General features: G+C 32.9%; 18 protein-coding genes. 8 read left to right on the top strand and 10 right to left on the bottom strand.

The genetic code is table 11. The features are described 5' to 3' along the window. Window positions 1–171 precede the first annotated feature (171 nt). Complete coding sequence (locus ACWA1B_RS18075) at window positions 172–1,038, top strand: M48 family metalloprotease (RefSeq protein WP_456909316.1); 867 nt, start codon at window positions 172–174, stop codon at window positions 1,036–1,038. Window positions 1,039–1,241: 203 nt separating this feature from the next. Then, window positions 1,242–2,123, top strand: coding sequence for a M48 family metalloprotease (locus ACWA1B_RS18070; protein WP_456909314.1), 882 nt, complete (start codon window positions 1,242–1,244; stop codon window positions 2,121–2,123). Window positions 2,124–2,190: 67 nt separating this feature from the next. Here ACWA1B_RS18070 and ACWA1B_RS18065 read toward each other — a convergent pair whose 3' ends face one another. The 9 genes from ACWA1B_RS18065 to recF form a co-directional block, all read right to left on the bottom strand. Then, a complete protein-coding gene (locus ACWA1B_RS18065; protein ID WP_035650134.1) occupies window positions 2,191–2,571 on the bottom strand; it encodes a PH domain-containing protein in 381 nt (126 codons plus the stop codon). 165 nt (window positions 2,572–2,736) lie between these two features. Further along, window positions 2,737–3,561: an energy transducer TonB gene (locus tag ACWA1B_RS18060; RefSeq protein WP_456909312.1), complete on the bottom strand. Its 825-nt coding sequence runs from the start codon at window positions 3,559–3,561 to the stop codon at window positions 2,737–2,739. 156 nt (window positions 3,562–3,717) lie between these two features. Then, window positions 3,718–4,269, bottom strand: coding sequence for an RNA polymerase sigma factor (locus ACWA1B_RS18055; RefSeq protein ID WP_035650130.1), 552 nt, complete (start codon window positions 4,267–4,269; stop codon window positions 3,718–3,720). Then, entirely contained in the window at window positions 4,260–5,366 is a 1,107-nt protein-coding gene (locus tag ACWA1B_RS18050) for a glycosyltransferase (protein WP_456909310.1), read from the bottom strand. Before ACWA1B_RS18050 ends, ACWA1B_RS18055 begins: the two co-directional genes overlap by 10 nt. An 83-nt stretch (window positions 5,367–5,449) precedes the next feature. Beyond that, a complete protein-coding gene (locus ACWA1B_RS18045; RefSeq protein WP_456909308.1) occupies window positions 5,450–6,064 on the bottom strand; it encodes an FMN-binding negative transcriptional regulator in 615 nt (204 codons plus the stop codon). A 62-nt stretch (window positions 6,065–6,126) separates the two neighbouring features. Then, a complete protein-coding gene (murB, locus tag ACWA1B_RS18040; protein ID WP_456909306.1) occupies window positions 6,127–7,140 on the bottom strand; it encodes a UDP-N-acetylmuramate dehydrogenase in 1,014 nt (337 codons plus the stop codon). A 134-nt stretch (window positions 7,141–7,274) separates the two neighbouring features. Further along, entirely contained in the window at window positions 7,275–8,321 is a 1,047-nt protein-coding gene (locus ACWA1B_RS18035) for a glycosyltransferase (RefSeq protein WP_456909304.1), read from the bottom strand. 103 nt (window positions 8,322–8,424) lie between these two features. Continuing rightward, window positions 8,425–9,102: a DUF2461 domain-containing protein gene (locus tag ACWA1B_RS18030; protein WP_456909302.1), complete on the bottom strand. Its 678-nt coding sequence runs from the start codon at window positions 9,100–9,102 to the stop codon at window positions 8,425–8,427. A gap of 120 nt (window positions 9,103–9,222) precedes the next feature. Further along, window positions 9,223–10,302 carry a DNA replication/repair protein RecF gene (gene recF, locus ACWA1B_RS18025; protein ID WP_456909300.1) on the bottom strand — a complete coding sequence of 360 codons (1,080 nt, stop codon included), beginning with the start codon at window positions 10,300–10,302 and terminating at the stop codon, window positions 9,223–9,225. Between the two features lie 242 nt (window positions 10,303–10,544). Between recF and ACWA1B_RS18020 the strand changes: the two genes are divergently transcribed. The 6 genes from ACWA1B_RS18020 (at window position 10,545) to ACWA1B_RS17995 (ending at window position 16,855) form a co-directional block, all read left to right on the top strand. Further along, entirely contained in the window at window positions 10,545–11,324 is a 780-nt protein-coding gene (locus ACWA1B_RS18020) for a tetratricopeptide repeat protein (RefSeq protein WP_456909298.1), read from the top strand. A 93-nt stretch (window positions 11,325–11,417) separates the two neighbouring features. Next, window positions 11,418–11,990, top strand: a complete 573-nt coding sequence (ribH, locus tag ACWA1B_RS18015; RefSeq protein ID WP_456909296.1) for a 6,7-dimethyl-8-ribityllumazine synthase — start codon at window positions 11,418–11,420, stop codon at window positions 11,988–11,990. Window positions 11,991–12,197: 207 nt separating this feature from the next. Then, window positions 12,198–14,129 carry a DNA mismatch repair endonuclease MutL gene (gene mutL / locus ACWA1B_RS18010; RefSeq protein WP_456909294.1) on the top strand — a complete coding sequence of 644 codons (1,932 nt, stop codon included), beginning with the start codon at window positions 12,198–12,200 and terminating at the stop codon, window positions 14,127–14,129. Continuing rightward, window positions 14,126–14,875, top strand: a complete 750-nt coding sequence (locus ACWA1B_RS18005; RefSeq protein ID WP_456909292.1) for a rhomboid family intramembrane serine protease — start codon at window positions 14,126–14,128, stop codon at window positions 14,873–14,875. Before mutL ends, ACWA1B_RS18005 begins: the two co-directional genes overlap by 4 nt. Window positions 14,876–14,921: 46 nt before the next feature. Then, window positions 14,922–15,785 (top strand): rhomboid family intramembrane serine protease, encoded by an 864-nt coding sequence (locus ACWA1B_RS18000; RefSeq protein ID WP_456909290.1) that lies wholly within the window; start codon window positions 14,922–14,924, stop codon window positions 15,783–15,785. 17 nt (window positions 15,786–15,802) lie between these two features. Continuing rightward, a complete protein-coding gene (locus ACWA1B_RS17995) occupies window positions 15,803–16,855 on the top strand; it encodes an endonuclease/exonuclease/phosphatase family protein (protein ID WP_035650103.1) in 1,053 nt (350 codons plus the stop codon). Here ACWA1B_RS17995 and ACWA1B_RS17990 read toward each other — a convergent pair. Then, window positions 16,852–17,466 (bottom strand): WbqC family protein, encoded by a 615-nt coding sequence (locus ACWA1B_RS17990; protein ID WP_456909288.1) that lies wholly within the window; start codon window positions 17,464–17,466, stop codon window positions 16,852–16,854. The genes ACWA1B_RS17995 and ACWA1B_RS17990 overlap by 4 nt on opposite strands. Window positions 17,467–17,544: the final 78 nt, after the last annotated feature.

The following is a 17,544-nucleotide window of genomic DNA, read 5'->3' as shown; positions in this document are numbered from 1 at the left end:
TTAAATGCATTTTAGGTTTATCTTTTTAATTTTTTACTTAAAATTTTAATTTTTAAGCTGGCTTTTTAAAAATATTAAATTTTAACCTATTTTAACATACATATGGCTTTTTGAAGCATCGTGAAATTTATCATGTAATAATTTTACCGTTAATTTAAAAGTTTAAAAAACATGAAAAAAAGATTTATTGTATTAGGGGTTTTATTTGCGCTTTTTGGTTTCACTCAAATGAACGCACAAATACTTTCAGATAAAGCTATGGGAGCTTTGGGAAAAGGTGTTTCGGGATTCACTTTTAGCGATGCCGATGCTGCGGCTTTAGCAAAACAATCGATAGATGAATTAGATGCAAATAATCCTGTTGCGCCGGTAACCGATGGGTATTCCATTCGATTAAATCGTTTATTTGGCAAACATGTTTCTAGTGAAGGAGTTACTTTAAATTACAAGGTTTATTTAGTAAAAGATATCAATGCGTTTGCATGTGCAGATGGTAGTGTTCGTGTATTTGCGGGATTGATGGATGTTATGGATGATAATGAATTACTTGCGGTTATTGGACATGAGATTGGTCACGTTGTTAATCATGATACAAGAGATGCAATTAAAGCAGCTTATAAAAAAGAGGCTTTACTAGACGCGGCTTCATCACAGTCAGGAAAAATTGAGACTATGACAAAATCTCAATTGGGACAATTAGGAAGCGCAATGATCGATAGTAAACATAGTAGAAAACAAGAGTCGCAAGCTGATACGTTTTCATATGATTTTATGAAAAGAAATGGTTACGATGTAAATGCGGTAGAATCAGCTTTTAGAATTCTGCAAAATTTAAGTGAAGGAGCAGAATCTTCTTTTATGACAAAAATGATGAGCTCGCATCCAGATTCTGGCAAAAGAGCAGATGATGCTAAAAAAAGAGCAACAAAAGATGGTTTGTATAAAGCTTATGTACAGCAGAAAATTGATAATTCTACGCCAGTAAAAGCAACAGCTAAAAAAACAACGGTTAAAAAGACAACTACAAAAAAGAAGTAATTTTTTAGATAAAATGTAAAAGCGGCAAATTCTGACACAATTTGCCGCTTTTTTTGATCTTTTGTGTCAAGAATGCTTTCAAATATTGTTAAATAGCTCATTTAAAATTCATAACTTTAATCTGTCAAAAAAATGAACTTTGTGTGAAATGAAATAGCATTATGTTATTTACATTTGTTGTTAAATTGTAATAAAATAAAAACATGAAAAAGAAATTAATAGTTTTAGGAGTTTTATTTGCCACATTGGGACTTACTAAGATGAATGCGCAAATTAATTTAGGAGATAAAGCAATGGGGGCTCTGCAAAAAGGCGTGACTAGTTTTACCTTGACTAATGCTGATGCAGCAACTTTATCCAAAGAAGCTGTTCGTAAATTAGATTCGACAAATGAAGTTGCAGGACCAAACGACGGTTATACTTTAAGGTTAAATAGAGTTTTTGGAAAATATACTTCTGGTGAAGGATATACGCTGAATTATAAAGTTTATAAATTGAAAGAAGTGAATGCATTTGCAACTGCTGACGGAAGTGTTCGTGTATATTCTGGTTTAATGGATATTATGGACGACAACGAATTGCTGGCGGTAATTGGCCACGAAATTGGTCACGTAGCCAATAATGATACGAGAGATGCTATGCGAGCGGCTTACCAAAAAGAAGCTTTAATTGATGGAGCATCTTCACAATCTGCAAAAATTAGTGCTGTAACAGATAGTCAGTTAGGGAAAATTGGAAGTGCAATGATTGATAGTAAGCATAGCCGTAAACAAGAAGCCGAAGCCGATTTGTTTTCGTATAATTTTTTAAAGAAAAACGGTTACAATGTAAATGCTGAAGAATCTGCTTTTAGAATTTTGGCTAAAATGAGTCAGGGAGCTGAAGCCTCTTTTCTTGACAGAATGATGAGTTCGCACCCGGATTCTGCTAAAAGAGCTGATGATGCTAAAGCAAGAGCAGAAAAAGATGGTTTATATAAGCCATATGTACAGCAAAAAATTGTCAATACAGCTCCTGTTGTCAAAACAACTACAACAAAAAAAGCAACTACGACAAAGAAAACGACAACAGCTAAAAAGAAATAGTTGGTTTGATTTAAATAATAAAAAAACGGCAAATTTTAAATTTGCCGTTTTTTTATTATTTAAAAGATTATCCTAAAACGTGGTGTGCCAAAACTTTTTGAACATCATAGACATTCACAGATTTATTGAATTGTTTTACAATACTTGGGTTTAATTCGCTTGAAACCCAAATTTTCAATTCGGCGTCCAAATCAAAAGTACCAGCAGTTTCTACGCTAAAACGAGTAATACTTTTATAAGCAATTGATTTGTATTCTGTTTTGCTTCCTGTAATTCCTTGAACATCAACCAGAATTAATCTTTTGTTTGTGAAAATAAAAGTGTCACGAATCAATTTAAAACCCATTTCGATTTCTTCGTTATCAGTTAAAAGTTGCCCGTATTTTTTTAGTAAATCTTCTTGACTGACAGTGCCTGCATTGCCCATAAGAGCAGAAAATATTCCCATTTTTTAGTTTTTAGTAATAAATGTTTTGACTTTTGAATTGCAAAAGTAATTAAAATTAAAAAGAAGCATGGATTTAGGCGATTAGAAATGTTATGAAAGCAGTTAATTATTCAAATAAAAAAAAGCAGAACCTAAGTTCTGCTTTTCAGTTTTTCGATTATTATTTTATTCAGGTTGTGTTTTAATTGTAATAGGAAGATTATATGCCGTTCTAACAGTTTTTCCATTTAAAACACCAGGAACCCATTTTGTTTTTAATGATTTTAATACTCTAATAGCTTCTTTGCCCATTCCATAACCTGGATCTTTTTGTACCATGATGTCAGTTATTGATCCGTCTCTTTCAATTACAAAAGAAACATATACTTTAAGAGTCATTTCAGCGTCCAATTCTGGTCTATTAAAGTTATTTCCAACATAGCTGTAAAACTTGTCCATTCCTCCAGGGAAACTTGGCATTTTGTCTAATGCGGCAGCAATTACAGGGCTGTTGTCTACCGGAGCAGGATCAGAAACATTTCCTTCTCCACCGCCACTTCCTGGCAATACATTAGTTATTGTTCCGTCACCACCTGTACTATTGTCTATAACAGCGTGATTTTCAACATTTGTTGCAATATCTGGTGTAGCTAGAGCTGCAGTTGTAACAACAGGATTTGTCAGTTGCGTATTAATTGATGGAGCAGCTGGAGCAGTCTGTGTTGGAGGTGCCACAGGTGCAGGTGGTACAGGTCTTACCAAATCAGGCGTAATATTAACCGGTGTTAATGGTTCGTCGAATGGAGCTGTTTCAATAGTTTCATTCGGTCTTAACTTATTAATCAGCATCGATGCGCTTCCCAAGGCGGCTATCAACAGCAACGCCATAAATAAGGCAGTAACTGTTGTTTTAGAATTTTCTTGGCGTAATTGATACGCTCCATACTCTTTGTTTTTGTTTTCGAAAACAAGATCGGTCCACTTGCTTTCATAGATGCTTGATTTTGACATGATTTTTGGATTTTAAGGTTAAGTAACTTTAAATCATACGCGAATAGGGTTTGGGTTTTAGCAAACAACGTAGGAGTTGTTGTTTTAGTGTGTTAGATAATAAGTTTTTTAAGAAAAAGTATGATAATACTTTAATCTTTTCTTAAAGATAATAAATTATCTGTTACGTTCAATGATTTCTGCCAATAATTTTTTGGCACGAAGAAGCTTAACTTTTACATTGCTTAAAGGTTCATCAATTTTAGAAGCAATTTCCTGATAAGACATTTCTTGGAAGTAACGAAGTTGAATAACTTCCTGATAGTGGGGTTTTAATTCTTTGATGCATAAAAGCAAACGAGATAGATTTTGCTCTTTTATTAATGCATCTTCTGCAGATGGAGTAGGATCGGCAATATTGTATGCCTGCTGGTCTTCACTATCTGTGATTTCGATAAAAAGATTGGTTTTCTTTTTACGCAATAAATCTATATAGACATTTTTTGCGATGCTGATCAGCCAGGTATTGAATTTAAATTCGGAGTTGTATGTGGCGATCTTGTCGAAAGCTTTTGAGAAAGTTTCAATAGTGATATCTTCGGCAATTGTTTCGTTTTCAGTGCGTTTTAGCATGAAGCCGTAAACTTCATTCCAATAAAAATCTAATAAAAAAGTAAAGGCGATCTGATCGCCTTTTTTTGCTTTTTCTATTTTAGAATTTATTTCCAATGTACCGGTTTTGAAAAGATATTAGTTATAAAGATATTAATTTGTGTCAATATAAGCATCATCTCTACAACAGGAAACCAAACTTTCAAGTCTTTTTCTTTTAATTTTCCAGCTGAAAATCCCATTACGGTCCATGCAACAGTATAACGAGTCGCTAAAATTGCCAATACTGCAATCCATTGAAATTGGAAAGACAATAAAAGAATAACCAAAATAAAGAAAAATAATTGTGAGGCATAAAAAATACCCAATTGTATTTTGTCAAAAAATTTGTAATGTTCTGCAGTCGAAACGTGTCTTCTTTTTTGATTGAACCACTCTTTATAAGACTCTTTAGGTTTTGAATACGTAAAACTTTCAGGATTGTAAGAAATTGTTGTGTTTGATTTGTTTGCTGCCTGATTTATAAATAAATCATCATCGCCAGAACGTACTTGGATGTGATCAATAAAGCCATTTACATTAAAAAATTCTTCTTTTTTGTAAGCAAGATTTCTTCCAACTCCCATATATGGAGCGCCTATTTTTGCCCATGAAAAATATTGTACGGCAGTTAAAATAGTTTCAAAACGAATCACTTTATTTAATATCGAACGATCTGTTTTTTCATAACCTCCATAACCAAGAACAATAGTTTTGTTCATTGTAAAATGTGAAGTCATTGAAGTGATCCAGTTTTTAGAAGTTGGATAACAATCGGCATCAGTAAATAAAAGGTATTCTTTTTTTGAGGCTTTGATTCCTAAAGTCAGGGCATATTTTTTATTTCCCCAGAAAGCTTCGTTATTTTCAACTTTAACTAAACGAATATTTGAATACTGCTTTTCAAATTCTTCAAAAACCTCCAGAGTTTCATCTCTTGAAGCATCATCGATTAAAACAATTTCAAAATCTGGATAATCTTGTTCGGCTAAAAGCGGTACAAATTTCTTAACATTTTCTTCTTCGTTTTTGGCACAGACAATTACAGAAACGGGAAGTTTTTTGGGTGTAATTTCTTGTTGTTTAGCAAAGGCAAACTTTCCAAATACTCCTAAGTAATAAAAAAGTTGTACGACAACGATACCAATAAAAAAGTAAAATAAAATTGTAAGCATCTGATTTTAATATCTTTTAATTTCTGAATCTTGCGAGTGCAAATGTACTTATGAATTCCTAATTTTCAATGTCCAAAACCAATTTACTTTCGGCATTTTGACATTTCTTTTGCAACAGCAATAGCCTGAGGGTTTTCGGTTTTTTCTAATTCCGAAATTATGTTTTTATAATTAAAATCATCACGATTTTGAGATAGTTTTTTAGTTGCCTGAATTTCACTTATTTCGATCTCAAAACCAAAGATTCCTCTTGCTTCACGCATTGTTTTTTCTGATAAATTTTCAACACGAACGGGATTTTCTGAATTTGCTTCGTATTTATCAACTAGTTTTTTTAATTGCTCAACAGAAGTTTCATAATCCACAATCTTGATTTTTCCATAAACATGTACGGCTATATAGTTCCATGTTGGCACATTTTCATGATCATACCAAGAAGAAGAAATATAACTATGCGGACCTGTAAAAACGGCTAAGACTTGATCGTTTTCTTTAAAACCATCAGCTTGCGGATTCAGTTTTGAAATATGTCCTTGCAAAATTTCTTTTCCGTCGGCATTAATTTCAAGTTCTATTGGAATATGTGTTGCGCATAATTTTCCGTTAGTCTGATTGATCAAAATCCCAAAACTGTTTTCTTTTAAAAAAGTTCTGATTTCTTCAGGATTCTCGTTTTTGTATAAATCTGGAGTGTACATTTTTTCTTTTTTAGGTTCAAAGGAACAAAGGCGCAAAGAAACAAAGGTTAAAATCTTAATTTCTAGATTACATTAACTTCAGCCTCAATATGAATTCCGAATTTTTCAAAAACTGTCTTCTGAACTTCTTTTGATACGGCTAAAATTTCCTGTCCGGTCGCATTTCCATAGTTCACTAAAACCAAAGCTTGATTTTTATGAACTCCGGCATCACCAAAACGTTTTCCTTTAAAACCAGCCTGCTCAATCAGCCATCCCGCAGGAACTTTTACTTCAGTTTCTGAAACTTCATAATATTTCATTTCAGGGAATTTTTGATGTATTTTCTCGAAATCAGATTTCAATAAAATCGGATTTTTGAAGAAACTACCGCTGTTTCCTAATTCTTTCGGATCTGGCAATTTGCTTTGTCTGATAGCAATTACAGCATTGCTGACATCTTTTAATGTTGGTTCAGAAATGTTGTTTTTAGCCAATTCAGCCAAAATATCTCCATAAGAAGTATTGATTTTATGATTGCGTTTGGTCAATTTAAAAATAACCGAAGTAATAATGTATTGGTCTTTTGCTTCATGTTTGAAAATGCTTTCGCGGTAGCCAAAATTGCATTCAGCGTTATCGAAAGTTTTCATTTCCTGAGTTGTAATATTCATTGCTTCGCAAGAAACAAAGGTGTCTTTTATTTCGGTTCCGTATGCGCCAATATTTTGCACCGGAGTTGTACCAACATTTCCAGGAATCAGCGACATATTTTCTAATCCACCAAAATTGTTTTCGATTGTCCAAAGAACGAAATCGTGCCAGGTTTCGCCAGCTTGACTTTCAACCCAAACAAAATCGTCGTCTTCTTTTGTTATTTTTTTGCCTTTTAAATCAATATGAATAACCAATGCGTCAATATCTTTGGTTAAAAGCATATTGCTTCCGCCACCAAGAATGAATTTTTTCTCGTTTTTGTTTGCTGACAAAATTGTTTTCAATTCATCAATAGAATGAATGGCAACGAATTGTTTTGCACTGGCTTCAATGCCAAAAGTATTATAGTTTTTTAAAGAAAAATTGGATTGGATTTCCATATATAAAAGGCTTTTTAATCTGAGTCAAAAGTAAGGATTATAATTTTTTTCTAACCGCAAAGTCCGCAAAGTTTTACGCAATGAACGCAAAGCTTAGCGAACTTTGCGTAAAACTTTGCGTCTTTGCGGTTAAATTACTTTAAAGAATCGAGAAGTTCATGATATTTCTCCGAAATAACGTTCATATTAATATTGTAATTCGCATTTTCTTCAACAAATTTTCTGTTTCGAACAATAGCTTCATTTCTAGATTCAGCATTTTCAAAAGACCAAATCAATTCTTTTGCAAGCATTTCGACATTATCAATTTCAATTAATTGCCCGTTTTCGCGATGTGTAATCCAACTTTGATTTCCAGGAATGTCAGAAACTACAGGATAACAATTGCAGGCCATGGCTTCAAATAAAGATGCTGAAACGCCTTCTGTAATTGGCATGCTAATGTAAATATTGGATTGCTGTAATAGTTTAGGAAGTTCTGTGTTTGGAATTCTTCCTGTAAAAATTACTTTGTTTTCGATTTGAAGTTCTTTCGCCAAATCTTTTAAATGTTGCAGTCTTGTTCCATCGCCAACAATTGTCAGAGAAAAATCAATCCCTTTTTTGTTTAAAATTCCGAAAGCTTTTAGAATGGAATCGTGTCGATATTCTGGCTGAAGCGAACGCGTAACAATTGCTTCAATTTTATTTGAATTATTAGTAAAGGGAGTAAAAAGTGATAAGTCAATTCCTTTTGGAAGTATTAAAACTTTATTCATGTCAACACCAGTTTCTTTCATGTGAATTGTCATAACTGGTCCCCAGGCATGAATTAAATGCGCTTTTTTAAAAGCATATTTTTGAATGAATTTTTTATAAGGATATAAAACTGAAGTTTCAGGCCATAAATCGGTTCGGCCTTGCTGTGCGATTGCGATGGTTTTAGATCCTGATAATGCTGCAAGAAAACCGTAACTAGTAGTTCTTTCAGCAATAACCATATCGGGTTTTTCTTTTTTTATGATTTTTCGAATAGAAATCGGAGCGAAGAAATACTCTAAAATACGTTTGAATCTATGGTTGTTAGAAGTCTGGAGTTCCCAAGTAATTATTTCAAAATCGCCAAATTCTTTCAGGCCTTTCATCCAAGTAATGGCGTCGGCACGGTAAGATTCTCCAAGAAAAAGTATTTTCCTTTTCATTCTGTTGTTGTTTTTTGCCACAGATTAAAAAGATTAAAAGGATTTTGCAATTGCAAAAAAAAAAATAATCTGTGAGAATCTGTGAAATCTGTGGCAAATAAAACTAAAATTCTTCAGTATCCAAAGCGCGGTTGATGAATTCGTTTAGAGGTTTTAAAGCAATTAGTTTCTTGCTGATTTTTGAAACAAAATCTTTCTGAGTTATTTCAGAAATATCATATTTTTGAGTCGCGGTGAAACTCTTTAATTTTAAAAATTCAATCGCAGGATGGTCTTTTTCGTAACCACGCGGCATGCTTTTAAGCGAATTATTTTCATTGAAATCTAAGTTTCCAAATTCTTTTTTGAAGTTTTTTTCGTTTAAAATTTCCTGTAAATCATCATAAAAAAAGGCAATTTCTTTACGGACTTTCTTTAGATCTTCTGATTCAGGAGAATAAAATCCGCCGGCAATAAAACTGGCGCCTTTTTCGATATGAACATAATATCCTGCCCGATTTAAACCTCTGACTCCGCTGGAAATCCAAACGCCTAAATGTGCTTTATATGGAGATTTATCTTTAGAAAAACGAATATCACGATTGATTCTGAAAGTACAGTTTTTGACTTCTAATAATTCTAATGACGGATCAAGCGGCTTCATCGCATCAAGAAAATCGCTTACCAATTGATGATAATCTTTCTTGAAAACTTCGTATCGTTTTTTATTTTCCTGAAACCATTCTCGATTGTTGTTCTTTTTTAAATCGTCTAAAAATTGCAATGATTCTTTCGTTAGCATATTCCTTATATTATTGCAGTTGTTTTTAAGTTTTTTATTCAGGCTAATTTAATAATTTCTATTTTGGGATAGATTATAAAAACTGATACAAATTATATCAATTTTAAATCATAGATAAAATCATAAATTAAATATTTTATAACTCTGATGTGTCGATTTTACAATCGCTTCGGTTCGTTCAGGATGTGTGTCAGAAATAAAAAGCTGGCCGAAAGTTTCGGTATTTACCATTTCGACAATTTTGGCAACACGTGTTTCGTCTAGTTTGTCAAAAATATCATCAAATAATAAAATAGGTTTTACACCGCTTTGTTTTTTTAAAAATTCAAATTGAGCCAGTTTTAAAGCAATCAAAAAAGATTTTTGTTGTCCTTGTGATCCGAATTTTTTTATAGGATGCGAATCAATTTCAAAAGACAAATCATCTTTATGAATTCCGACTGTTGTGTAATGAAGTGCGCGGTCTTTGTTAATATTTTCCTGTAGAAGCGTTAATAAGTCTTTTTCGAATAAATGACTTTCATAAACCAACTGAACACTTTCTTCAGATCCTGTTATAGCTTGATGATGATTATTAAATATAGGTATAAACTGCTCTAGAAATTCTTTTCGTTTTTCAAAAATTGATTTTCCGTATTCTTGCAGTTGCTCATTATATATAGATAGCGTGTCGTTGTCGAAAGTATGATTGAGTGCAAAATATTTCAAAAGCGCATTTCGCTGCGTAATTACTTTTTGGTAATTTATTAATTCATGCAAATAAGTAGAGTCGAGTTGCGAAATCACGCTGTCCATAAATTTACGGCGCGTTTCGCTTCCTTCGACAATCAAATCCCGATCGGCCGGTGAAATGATCACTAGCGGAATAAATCCAACATGATCGGAGAACTTATCGTATGCTTTTCCGTTTCTTTTTAAAACCTTTTTTTGTCCTTTTTTTAAACTACAGACAATTTGCTCTGTTCTGTCATTTTTGTCTATTTCGGCATCAATTACAAAAAACTCTTCGCCATGTTTGATATTTTGAACCGCAAGCGGATTAAAATAGCTTTTTCCGTATGCTAAATGATAAATTGCATCGAGCACATTGGTTTTTCCAATGCCATTTTTTCCCACGAAACAATTGATTTTGATGTCGAAATCAAAACTTGCTTCAGAAAAGTTTTTATAATTGAATAATGAGATTTTGTTTAAATGCATTTTTCAGGGACTCCAGTTGTAAAATTTACCGTTTTTGGACGGTTGAAATTTGAGGGTGCAAATTACCGAAAATTATCGATATAATTGGCTTTACGGCAGTCTTGAACCGATTTATTTTACCGCTTCCGCGAAAGCGCAAGTGAATAAGAAAAATATTTTTTTTAAAATAGTGATAAAATTGATTTTTTTTGCCTCAGTTTCAAGAAAAATTTTATTTTTGCCGTTCACTAAATTATTTTTAAATGGCAACTTACAATAAAAGAGGATATAAGACACCAAAAGAGAAGGAAGTTAAAGAAGTTATTGAGGAACAACAGGTAATTATTGACGAAAAAGACAGCGCAACAGCTGGTGTTTTTTCTAAATTAGATGAGACTGCTTCAAGAACTGAGGATTGGGTGGCTAAAAATCAAAAAATCATTATTGGTTTAGTTGCTGGTATTGCAGTGGCTACTATTGGTTATTTGGCTTACCAAAAATTTATTGAAACTCCTAAGCAAGACGAAGCTGCAAACGAAATGTTCGTTGCACAACAAAACTTTGATAAAGCTGTAAACGGTGTTGCAAGTGATTCATTATATAAATTAGCATTAAATGGTTCTGAAGGTAAATTCGGATTCGTTAAAATCGCTGACGAATATTCTGGAACTGACGCTGGAAATTTAGCAAACTACTATGCTGGTATGGCTTACCTGAATACTGGTAAATTTGATGATGCAATCAAATATTTAGGAGAATTTAAATCTGAAGACGCTATTTTAGGTGCTTTGGCAACTGGAGCTATCGGTGATGCTTACTCTCAAAAAAATAATCAAAAAGAAGCTTTAAACTATTATGTTAAAGCGGCTGGTGTAAATAAAAATGATTTTACTACACCTCGTTTCTTGCTAAAAGCGGCTAAAACTGCAATCGCTTTAGGTCAGAAAGAAGATGCTTTAAAATATTTAAACGATATCAAAGATAATTTTGATGCAACTCCAGAAGCTGCTTCTGTTGATGTATTAATTGGATTAGCACAATAAAAATTTTAGACTTTAGATTTAAGATTGTAGATTTGTAGTTAAGAATCTATAATCCATCCCGAAACCTCGGGGCTATAATCTAAAATATAACAGATGGCTACTGAAAATAAAAATCTATCAGAATACGATAAAAACACAATCCCAAATGCGAAAGACTTTCGATTTGGGATTGTTGTTTCTGAGTGGAACGACACTATAACAGAAGGACTTTACAATGGTGCATATGATGCGCTTGTTGATTGCAATGTGCCAGCACAACAAATTATTCGTTGGAATGTTCCAGGAAGTTTTGAGTTGATTTATGGCGCAAAAAAAATGCTTCAGACTCAAAATGTTGATGCAGTAATTGTAATTGGATGTGTAATTCAGGGAGAAACAAAGCATTTTGATTTTGTATGTGAAGGCGTTACGCAAGGAATTAAAGATTTGAATGTTCAAACAGATATTCCGGTTATTTTCTGTGTTTTGACAGATAATACGATGCAACAGTCAATTGACAGAAGTGGAGGGATTCACGGAAACAAAGGAACAGAAGCAGCAATTGCGGCAATTAAAATGGCATATATTCGTCAGCAGGCTTCAATCTCACATCCTTTTAATCAGCCATTATTGTCTTCTGGCGCGCTTCAAATTGAAGATAAACCTAGAAAAATCGAGAACGAATAAAGCACAATTGTTTTAAAAATACTAAAACCTATACTGTGTAAAAATAGTATAGGTTTTTTGTTTTTTTTATGAGTATAGATGTTCTGAATCACAATCAAAATTCATTAAATTTGTACACCTTGGTTTTTTAAAATCAAAGAGAACTAACATTATCAATCTAAGATTTTTAGTAAAGTCGAAGAGAAACCTTTAACCCAAATTTTTTTAATGTCGAGTATTATTCAATTGCTTCCAGATCACGTTGCTAACCAAATTGCTGCTGGAGAAGTGGTTCAAAGACCAGCTTCAGTTGTAAAAGAACTGTTAGAAAATGCCGTTGATGCGAAGGCAACTGATATTAAATTGATTATAAAAGATGCCGGCAAATCGTTAGTTCAGGTTATTGATAATGGAGTTGGAATGACAGTTACAGATGCGCGTTTGTGTTTTGCTCGCCATGCGACTTCAAAAATACGTCAGGCTGAAGACTTGTTTTCACTCGGCACAAAAGGTTTTCGTGGAGAAGCATTGGCATCTATAGCAGCGATTGCCCACATGGAAATGAAAACCAAACAGGATCAGGACGAACTTGGAACCCATATTGTAATTGAAGGAAGTAAATTTATTTCACAGGAAGTAGCAGTTTTGCCAAAAGGGACGTCATTTGCGGTTAAGAATCTTTTCTTCAATATTCCCGCCCGACGTAATTTCTTAAAATCGGATACAGTTGAGTTTCGTCATGTTATGGATGAATTTCAGCGTGTAGCTTTGGCGCATCCAAATATTCATTTTAGTTTTTATCATAACGGAAGCGAATTGTATAACCTTCCGTCTGCAGGATATCGCCAGAGAATTGTCGGAATTATGTCTGGCAAAACCAATGAAAAATTAGTTCCGGTAAATGAAGATACCGAAATTATAAATATTCAGGGATTTGTCTGTAAACCAGAGTTTGCTAAAAAAAGTAGAGGAGAGCAGTTCTTTTTTGTAAACGATCGTTTTATAAAAAGTGGTTATTTGCATCATGCTGTTATGGCCGCTTATGACGGTTTGTTGAAAGATGGTTCACAGCCAAGTTATTTCTTGTATTTGCAGGTTCCGCCAAATACGATTGATATTAATATTCATCCCACAAAAACGGAAATTAAGTTTGATGATGAACAGGCTTTGTATGCTATTTTAAGAGCGTCTATTAAACATAGTTTGGGACAGTTCAATGTAGCACCGGTTTTAGATTTTGAAAGAGATTCAAATTTAGATACACCATATCACTACAAAGATTTAGAAGCTGAAACGCCAACAATTCAAGTAGATGGAACTTTTAATCCTTTTACAGATGATAAAACAAATCAGCATTATACAAAAGGTAGTTCAGGATCTGGCTATAGCTCGGGTTCATCTTCTTCATCAGGCTCTTCTTATTCCGGATCATCATATTCTGGTTATTCAAAAAGAGTCGAGCCAACAGCGAGCTGGGAAAGTTTATATGTTGGTTTAGATTTAGAAAATCCGGAAACTATTGAAAGTTCGCCTTTCACATTCGAAAATGAAGAAGTAACATCTTCACTATTTAATGATGATGAAGTAGAGCAGGTAAGTCAGAAAACCTATCAAATTCATAAAAAATATATTGTTTCGCCAATAAAATCAGGAATGATTATTGTGGATCAGCAGCGTGCGCATCAGCGTATTTTATATGAGCAATTTTTGCTGAATATGACTGTTAATCAGGCTTCAAGTCAACAATTGCTTTTTCCGTTAGATTTGTTTTATTCGACCGTCGAAATGAAGTTGATTGAAGAATTAAAACCTTCGCTGGAAACAACAGGCTTTGTTTTTGAAGACTCCAAGACGGATCATATTGTAATTTCAGGAATTCCTGTAAATATTACTGAAAGTGAAGTTTCAATAGTTATCGATCAGTTGTTAAGTGATTTGCAGGATGGAATTCCGGCGAACAGTTTCAGTCAGAACGATACAATTGCCAAATCAATGGCAAAAAGTTTAGCGGTTAAAACGGGGTCATATTTAACCGAAAAAGAACAAGATAATTTAGTAAATGGGTTATTTGCCTGTAAAGATCCAAATATTTCACCTTTTCAAAAACCTACTTTCATCACCATGCGTGTGGAAGATATAGATAAAAAGTTTGCCTTATGATGAATATTACTCCAGTTGTCAAACAACTGCTTATTATTAATATTATCTTTTTTATTGGTTCTCAGTTAGTGCCAGTATCATATGATTATCTGATTATGTACTTTCCTGAAAATCCAGATTTTAAAATCTGGCAGATAATTACGCATATGTTTATGCATGCAAATTTGCTGCATATTGCATTCAATATGTTTGCATTGTATTCATTTGGATCTATGCTAGAGCATTTTTGGGGCGGTAAAAAATTCTTGTTTTTTTACATTTCATGTGGTTTAGGTGCTGCTTTGTTGAATTTTGCAGTAAATTATTATCCTTTTCAGGAAGGTTTAAATGTTTTGATTGCGAATGGATATTCAAAATCTTATGTTTTACAGCTTTTGAGTGAAAATCAAATAGCAGTTAAATGGAAAGAAATATTGACAGTAACTCAATTTGAAAATTTTACAACAGCATATGGAAGTGCAGTTCTAGGTGCTTCCGGTGCTATTTATGGTTTACTGACGGCTTTTGCATTTATGTTTCCAAATGCAGAATTGGCTTTGATGTTTATCCCAATTCCAATCAAAGCAAAATATTTTGTGCCAGGACTTTTATTAGTTGATTTATTTTTAGGTTTAAAAGGAAGTTCTCTTTTTGGAAGCGGAGGAACTGGAATTGCCCATTTTGCACATCTTGGAGGTGCTGTTGCTGGTTTCTTAATGATGTTATACTGGAAAAAAAATCAGTTTAATAGCAATCGCTGGAATTAATTTTTAACTTTAATTTATTAACTTTAAAAAACGAAACGAAGACTTTATGAATATTCTTGACGATTTAAAACTGCAATACAGATTGGGAGGCATCGCAATGCGTGTCATTTATTGGAATATTGCTTGTTTTCTTGTTTCCTTGATTTTTTTCTATCAGTTTTCAATTGGTCAGTTTGATTTTCCTAATTGGTTGGCTTTGTCTTCAGATCCTCAGGTTTTCATCTTTAGGCCATGGACATTTTTAACCTATGCATTTTTTCATTTTGGATTCATGCATTTGCTGTTTAATATGTTGGTTTTGAATTTTGCAAGTAATTTATTCTTGACCTTTTTTACTCAAAAACAATATTTAGGGCTCTATATTTTAGGTGCTGTATTTTCAGGAATTGTATTTGCTTTAAGCTACTATATTTTAGGAAATTTTGCTTTAATAGTTGGAGCGTCGGCAGCAATAATGGCAATTTTGGTTGCGGCAACAACATATCAGCCATTAATGAATGTTCGATTGTTTTTATTTGGTAATGTTAAGCTGTGGCATATTACCGGCGTTATTTTGCTTTTAGATTTAATGCAGTTTCGTTTAGAAAATATGGGTGGCCATATTTCGCACTTAGCAGGAGCTTTTTTTGGATTTATATACATAAAATTGCTTCAAAATGGTACCGATTTGAGTATCATTGTTTCTAAAATTTTAGACTTTTTTGCTAATCTTTTTAGAAAATCCCCAAAGACCCCATTTACAAAAGTTCATAAAAATTACAAAAAACCTACGGAAAAAACGTCGTCAAGAATTGTTACGAAAGATAAAACGCAGCAACAGATTGATGAAATTTTGGATAAGATTAGCCAATCTGGTTATGATTGTCTGACAAAAGAAGAAAAAGAGTTTCTATTTAGAGCTGGAAAATAATCCTTTTAGCAAATAATATGAAAAACCTTTCGTGGTTTAATAAAATAATGTTCTTTCTGAATATAGTGCTGACTGTTCTCACATTTAGCGTCTATGTTTTACCATTTCTAGCACCTAAGAGCTTTCCGCTTTTATCGGTGCTAACGCTGTTTATGCCAGCTTTTTTTGTTGCCAATGGGCTTTTCTTTGTTTATTGGGCAATTCAGTTTAAAAAACGCCTTATTTTATCTGGTTTGGTTTTGTTGATGGGAATTACATTCATTAGTAAATTCTATAAATTTTCAGCGAAAGAATATGTAAAAGATGAAAGGGATTTTTCGGTTATGAGTTATAATGTTCGTTTGTTTAATGTTTTTAAATGGCTGGATCGTGACGACATTCCTGAGAATATTAAAACTTTTATAGATGATAAGGATCCTGATATTTTGTGTATTCAGGAATATTCTAATTCAGCACATTTGGATTTGAAAGTATATCCGCATCGTTATATTTTTATCGATGGAAATCAGATCAAAACAGGTCAAGCTATTTTTTCAAAATTTCCAATTATTGATGAAGGGAATATTGTTTTTCCTAAATCTGATAATAATGTGGTTTATGCTGATATTAAACGCGGAAAAGACATTATTCGTGTTTATAATATGCACTTGCAGTCTATTAAAATATCTCCAGACGTAAGTGATATTTCGGATAATATTGACAATGTAAATCAGAAGAAATCACAGCGCATTTATGCTAGAATCAGTAAAGGATTTACACAACAACAAGAACAAGCTGAAATCTTTAAAGAGCACATAAAAAAGTGTAAATACCCAATTATTATTTGCGGAGACATGAATAACAGTCCGTTTTCATACGTTTACCGAAATATTAAAGGAAAGCTTAAAGATGCTTTTGAAGAAGCCGGGGAAGGCTTTGGTGCAACTTATAAATTTAAATACTATCCAGCTCGAATTGACTATATTTTTACTGACACCAAAATGAAAGTAAAACAATTCGAAAGTTTTTCTGATTTTGAAAATTCAGATCATTATCCAATAATGACCAGACTTTCGATAGACCAGTTTTAGATTATTTTTTGAGTTTTTAAATAATCCATCGCAAACTTACCTTCGTTAAAAAGTAAATCCAAAACGCTTAGATTATTGATAAAACCATGTTTGTCATCAAAGACCTGAGTGTATTTTTCGAATGAATTAGCATCTTTTTTGCCATTTGCCAAATATCTGAAATCCGAAATATTTTCCACTTCATGAAAGTATTCAGAAGTTTTTCCAAACTCTAGTTTCATTCTAAGGCATTTTGTAACGATATCTAAAACTTCTAAATTTAGATCCATCAAAAAATTGTGCTTTTTTTCGAAAATAGGAGTGATGTCATCTTCAAAAAACTCAAAAAACGGAGAGCTTCTGTAAGCAGCCTCTAAAGATTTGAAGTGCTGTTTTTGCCAGTCAAATTCATTTTCTATCAAAACATCTTTTGTTTTTTGATGAGCCAATTTTGAATGTTTTACAGGAATATTTAATAACTGAATTCCGTTTGGACTATAGATATAAGTTCTGTTTCTATTTGTCTGCTTCTGAAAATTATCTTCCATTTCAAAAGTAATCGTCTCAGATTGAGCCATTACTGCAAAGTGACTGATCGATGGGAAATAGGTAGGAAGTAATAAAGAGTTCATTTTGATTTTTTGTTTAATCGGTAAATCGTTTAATCGTCCTTTTTGAGAAACGATTAAACGATTTACCAGTTCAACGAA

The organism is Flavobacterium xizangense (assembly GCF_054075145.1).
Note: the sequence above shows the minus strand (reverse complement) of the source record. Positions and strands in the feature narration are given on the sequence as shown.

What these genes read in the sequence shown, in the direction of transcription:
- ACWA1B_RS18075 (WP_456909316.1), top strand. Translation starts at nt 172, where the DNA reads ATGAAAAAAAGATTTATTGTATTAGGGGTTTTATTTGCGCTTTTTGGT.
- ACWA1B_RS18070 (WP_456909314.1), top strand. Translation starts at nt 1,242, where the DNA reads ATGAAAAAGAAATTAATAGTTTTAGGAGTTTTATTTGCCACATTGGGA.
- ACWA1B_RS18065 (WP_035650134.1), bottom strand. Translation starts at nt 2,571, where the DNA reads ATGGGAATATTTTCTGCTCTTATGGGCAATGCAGGCACTGTCAGTCAA.
- ACWA1B_RS18060 (WP_456909312.1), bottom strand. Translation starts at nt 3,561, where the DNA reads ATGTCAAAATCAAGCATCTATGAAAGCAAGTGGACCGATCTTGTTTTC.
- ACWA1B_RS18050 (WP_456909310.1), bottom strand. Translation starts at nt 5,366, where the DNA reads ATGCTTACAATTTTATTTTACTTTTTTATTGGTATCGTTGTCGTACAA.
- ACWA1B_RS18045 (WP_456909308.1), bottom strand. Translation starts at nt 6,064, where the DNA reads ATGTACACTCCAGATTTATACAAAAACGAGAATCCTGAAGAAATCAGA.
- murB (WP_456909306.1), bottom strand. Translation starts at nt 7,140, where the DNA reads ATGGAAATCCAATCCAATTTTTCTTTAAAAAACTATAATACTTTTGGC.
- ACWA1B_RS18035 (WP_456909304.1), bottom strand. Translation starts at nt 8,321, where the DNA reads ATGAAAAGGAAAATACTTTTTCTTGGAGAATCTTACCGTGCCGACGCC.
- ACWA1B_RS18030 (WP_456909302.1), bottom strand. Translation starts at nt 9,102, where the DNA reads ATGCTAACGAAAGAATCATTGCAATTTTTAGACGATTTAAAAAAGAAC.
- recF (WP_456909300.1), bottom strand. Translation starts at nt 10,302, where the DNA reads ATGCATTTAAACAAAATCTCATTATTCAATTATAAAAACTTTTCTGAA.
- ACWA1B_RS18020 (WP_456909298.1), top strand. Translation starts at nt 10,545, where the DNA reads ATGGCAACTTACAATAAAAGAGGATATAAGACACCAAAAGAGAAGGAA.
- ribH (WP_456909296.1), top strand. Translation starts at nt 11,418, where the DNA reads ATGGCTACTGAAAATAAAAATCTATCAGAATACGATAAAAACACAATC.
- mutL (WP_456909294.1), top strand. Translation starts at nt 12,198, where the DNA reads ATGTCGAGTATTATTCAATTGCTTCCAGATCACGTTGCTAACCAAATT.
- ACWA1B_RS18005 (WP_456909292.1), top strand. Translation starts at nt 14,126, where the DNA reads ATGATGAATATTACTCCAGTTGTCAAACAACTGCTTATTATTAATATT.
- ACWA1B_RS18000 (WP_456909290.1), top strand. Translation starts at nt 14,922, where the DNA reads ATGAATATTCTTGACGATTTAAAACTGCAATACAGATTGGGAGGCATC.
- ACWA1B_RS17995 (WP_035650103.1), top strand. Translation starts at nt 15,803, where the DNA reads ATGAAAAACCTTTCGTGGTTTAATAAAATAATGTTCTTTCTGAATATA.
- ACWA1B_RS17990 (WP_456909288.1), bottom strand. Translation starts at nt 17,466, where the DNA reads ATGAACTCTTTATTACTTCCTACCTATTTCCCATCGATCAGTCACTTT.